This is a genomic window from Yoonia sp., assembly GCF_036007805.1.
Taxonomy (GTDB): Bacteria; Pseudomonadota; Alphaproteobacteria; order Rhodobacterales; family Rhodobacteraceae; genus Yoonia.
Map to the genome: position 1 here is coordinate 1 of NZ_DASYOK010000381.1, position 4,443 is coordinate 4,443.

The 4,443-nt window shown below is 56.3% G+C and carries 4 protein-coding genes and 1 tRNA gene; 3 read left to right on the forward strand and 2 right to left on the reverse strand.

What is annotated here, in order from left to right:
• The 3 genes from pgi to VGP75_RS20245 form a co-directional block, all read left to right on the forward strand.
• A partial coding sequence (gene pgi / locus VGP75_RS20235; protein WP_327545369.1) for a glucose-6-phosphate isomerase occupies positions 1-1,249 on the forward strand: 1,249 nt, incomplete at its 5' end.
• A 49-nt stretch (positions 1,250-1,298) separates the two neighbouring features.
• The gene (locus tag VGP75_RS20240; protein ID WP_327545370.1) at positions 1,299-1,757 is read left to right on the forward strand and encodes a prepilin peptidase; all 459 of its coding nucleotides are present in this window, start codon (positions 1,299-1,301) and stop codon (positions 1,755-1,757) included.
• Between the two features lie 94 nt (positions 1,758-1,851).
• Positions 1,852-3,759 (forward strand): amylosucrase, encoded by a 1,908-nt coding sequence (locus VGP75_RS20245; RefSeq protein WP_327545371.1) that lies wholly within the window; start codon positions 1,852-1,854, stop codon positions 3,757-3,759.
• A gap of 59 nt (positions 3,760-3,818) precedes the next feature.
• On the opposite strand, the gene VGP75_RS20250 is transcribed toward VGP75_RS20245, so the two are convergent.
• Together VGP75_RS20250 and VGP75_RS20255 are read right to left on the reverse strand one after the other, a co-directional pair.
• A complete protein-coding gene (locus VGP75_RS20250) occupies positions 3,819-4,106 on the reverse strand; it encodes a hypothetical protein (RefSeq protein ID WP_327545372.1) in 288 nt (95 codons plus the stop codon).
• A gap of 185 nt (positions 4,107-4,291) precedes the next feature.
• Positions 4,292-4,365 (reverse strand) — tRNA-Gly (locus VGP75_RS20255).
• Positions 4,366-4,443 lie beyond the last annotated feature (78 nt).

Genomic DNA, 4,443 nt, shown 5'->3' on the forward strand with positions numbered 1-4,443 from the left:
GCGTGATGTGCGCAGTGGCGGTTTCACAGGGCAGGGCGGCAAGATTACCGATGTGATCAACATCGGCATTGGCGGGTCCGATCTGGGGCCTGCGATGGCGGCACAGGCGCTGGCGCCCTATCACGACGGTCCGCGCTGCCATTTTGTCAGCAACGTGGACCCTGCGGATATTGCAGGCGTGCTGCGCGGCTGTGATCCGGCGACAACCTTGGTAATTGTAGCCTCGAAAACCTTTACCACGATTGAAACCATGACCAACGCGCGGACGGCGCAAGCGTGGATGGGCCAAACCGTTTCAGATACAGGCGCACAGTTTGCGGCCCTTTCGACGGCCGCCGACAAAACAGCGGCCTTTGGTATTGATCCCGCGCGCGCGTTCGGCTTCGAAGACTGGGTCGGCGGGCGGTATTCCATGTGGGGGCCGATTGGTCTCTCTTTAATGATCGCGATTGGCCCTGACGCATTCCGTGCCTTCCTGCGCGGTGCGCAATCCATGGACCGCCATTTCCAGGCCGCCCCTTGGCAGGAAAACCTGCCAGCGATGCTGGCGCTGGTGGGTATCTGGCACAATCAGTTTTGCGGCCATGCCACGCGTGCTGTGCTGCCTTATGATAACCTTCTGGCGCGTCTGCCCGCCTATTTGCAGCAGCTCGAGATGGAAAGTAACGGCAAGGGCGTCAGCATGGACGGTGCCGATCTGACCATCGACAGTGGCCCCGTGGTCTGGGGTGAGCCGGGCACGAATGGCCAGCATGCTTTCTACCAGTTGATCCATCAGGGCACCCGCGTGATTCCTTGTGAATTCCTCGTGGCGGCGCGCGGACATGAGGATGATCTGCACCACCAACACCAGCTTCTGGTGGCCAATTGTCTGGCCCAATCAGAGGCGCTGATGCGCGGGCGCTCATTGGACGAGGCGCGCGCAAAGGTGGCGGATAAATTCGAGGGTGCAGAGCTGGAGCGCCAAGCCCGCCACCGCGTGTTCAAGGGTAATCGCCCCTCGGTGACCATCGCCTATCCGCAACTGACACCCGAGGTGCTGGGCCAGATCGTTGCGCTTTATGAGCACCGTGTATTTGTCGAGGGCGTCGTGCTTGGCATCAATTCCTTCGATCAATGGGGTGTGGAACTGGGCAAGGAACTTGCCACAGCCCTGCAACCTGTTGTGGAAGGCAAAGAGAGTGCGGCGGGCAAGGATGGCTCAACTGCCGCACTTGTTGAATTTCTGCAGATGCATGGGGTGTCTTAGGGCGCGGGCTTTGGCATAAGCAGCGCGACATCTCACAAAGGACCACCACATGATCGTTGAAATGATCCCCTTCGCTGTCGCGGCTATTATCGTTGTTGCGATGTTGCTGGAAATCAGAACGGGACGTATCCCGAACTGGCTCACGGTCTTGCCCTTTGTTCTCTTCGCAGTGCTTCTGTTTATGGTCGAGGACCGGACACCGCTGTACTGGCAGGTGGCATTGGCGGCAGGTGTGTTCCTGTTCGGGATCGTCATGTTTGCAATCGGTGGATCAGGGGCGGGCGCAGTGAAGCTGATGACAGGTGTCGCGCTCTTTGTGCCGGTGTCGAAAGCGGGCTACGCGGCGCTGATCTTCTTGGTGGTTTTCTTTGTCAGCACGTTCTTTTTTGTCCAGTTGCGCAAGATTTTCGGCTCTGAAAACAGCAAATGGCACCTGATGGCAAATGCTGTTCTTCCGCTGAGTTTTTCGATCGGCGTGGCGGGACTTTCAGGGATGTTTCTGCTCTAGGCTGCCAAGATTGAGGATACGTAAAGTCCCTTGATATTGCGCTGTATTCTCGTGAAAGTCGGACGGGTCCGACCTTAATTATTGGTGCGCTATAATGCTCTCGACGACGCAACAACGCAAAGCTGCAAAAAGCTATGTTCTGGCTGCTTTGGAAGACGCGGGCCTGTCCCGCGACGATGACGACGGGCGTGCCTTTCACGCGCGGTTCGAGGCGCATTTTCCGCAGCTTTTTGATCTTTTCGCCACGCTCTATGGCGCCCATGAAAGCTGCCTTGATCAATTGGCACAACTGATCGTGCTGGCGCAGACATCATGGCGGGACCGTGCGGATGATCTCAAGGCACTGGACGCCGCGCGCGAGGCGACCCCTGATTGGTTCCAGTCAAACCAGATGCTGGGTGCATTTTGCTATGTTGATCGCTATGCAGGCAATCTGGCCGGTCTGAAAGAGCATGTACCTTATTTCCAGGAACTCGGGATCACATATCTGCACCTGATGCCGCTTTTCGATTGCCCCAAGGAAAATTCCGACGGTGGCTATGCGGTGTCGAGCTACCGCGAGGTGCGCGCCGATCTGGGGACAATGGCCGACCTGCGCACGCTGGCCAAAGATCTGCGCGAGGCTGGGATATCACTGGTTGTGGACTTTGTTTTCAACCACACATCGAACGAACATGAATGGGCGGAAAAGGCGGCTGCGGGTGATCCGGAATATTCCGATTACTACTGGATTTTCAACGACCGCCGGATGCCCGACGCCTTTGAGCGTACCGTGCGCGAGGTCTTTCCGGACGACCACCCCGGTGCCTTTATACAAATGGAGGATGGACGCTGGATCTGGTCCACCTTCCATTCCTTCCAGTGGGACCTGAACTATTCCAATCCCGCCGTCTTCTGCGCCATGGCGGGGGAAATGCTGGCTTTGGCCAATCAGGGTGTTGATTTGATCCGCATGGATGCTGTGGCCTTTATCTGGAAACGGCTGGGCACCACCTGCGAGAGCCAGCCCGAAGCGCATCTGCTTTTGCGCGCATTCAACGCTGTGTGCCGCATCGCGGCGCCGTCGCTTTTGTTCAAATCCGAGGCGATTGTGCACCCCGACGAGGTCGTCTCATATATCGACCCCGAGGAATGTCCGATTTCCTACAACCCTCTTCTGATGGCGCTGAGTTGGGAGGCGTTGGCCACACGCAAAGTGGAACTGATTGATCAGGCCATCACCCGCCGCCAGCCGATCAACGCAGACTGCGCATGGGTGAACTATGTGCGCAGCCATGACGACATCGGCTGGACCTTTGCAGATGAGGATGCCGCCGAGCTGGATATTCTTGGTTTCGATCATCGGCGCTTCCTCAACAGTTTTTACACAAACCAGTTCGAAGGCAGTTTCGCGCGGGGTGTGCCGTTCCAGTACAACCCCAAGACCGGTGATTGCCGTGTCTGCGGTACGACCGCCTCACTAACTGGCGTCGAGGCAAGGGACGCTGGCGGTATCGACCGGATGATCCTGCTTTACGGCATCGCGTTCTCGGCAGGGGGTATTCCGCTGTTGTCCTTGGGGGATGAGGTCGGCCAGCTGAATGACGATGCCTACAAGCAGAACCCCGGCCAAGCCAAGGATCAGCGCTGGGTCGGACGGCCCCTGCGGCCTGATGCGCTCTATGCGCAGCGGTTTGATCAAGACACTGATGCAGGCAAGATATTTGCGCGCATGAAACAACTGATCGACGCGCGCCGCGCCGCACCCGGTCTGGCGGGCAACGCGATCAGACCTTTCCCGACGGATAACCCCCATGTGCTGGGATACGTGCGCAGCGGTGGCGGTCAGGAGATTTGCGTGCTGGTGAATTTCGCGGAAGATGGCCAAGAGATTCTCGCCGACCAGTTCCTCGATATGCCCCCGCGCATGACCGATCTGATCACAGGGGAATCATATCATGTACGCACAGGCGTAACGCTGGCCGCGCATCAGATTCTCTGGCTGGCTTCGCAATTGCCGTAGAGTAATGCAGAAGGGAAATTTGGCAATGGATCAGTTTGAATATGGTGCCCTATTCAAGACTAGTTGCAGCTAAAAGTAAGAGAAACGCGTGGGTAGTTTCCTAAAATATATGGCGGATCCGTTTGCTCGAAGCGCACCGTTTCAAGGCTGCCCCCCTGCATTGCACAAAATTCATTAGCCTCGACATAGACTTCAGCCCGTAGGTTTCCGAGGCCTGGAAAGCCTGTTGCCTGCTGTTTTTCAATAATAAACTGCTCTTGCCCCACAGGGACTACACCCGTATCTGATGCACAAGCTGCTAGCATCGCAAGACCAAAAGAAATTATTGTGATCCGCTTCTTCAACATCTCATTACTCCCAACATTAAGGTTTGAAAATTTGGCCGGCGCGGTACGCAAGCAATGCAAATAGCGGCCGAAACTTCTTCTACCATCTTGATTTAGAACGAATTGGTCAAAGTAGTCGATTGGGGTTCCTCAAAAGCAAATAGAGTAAAGCAAAAAATTCAGATGAATATGTTACTATACTTGCTTGGAGCGGGTAACGGGAATCGAACCCGTAACTGAAGCTTGGGAAGCTTTCGTGATACCTTTTCACCATACCCGCGAGGATAGATTAGCCGTAATTGCGCGCCCGCGTCCCGTCAAGCGGCAATCAACGCGGCCTGCGCCGTCTGCGGCCTGC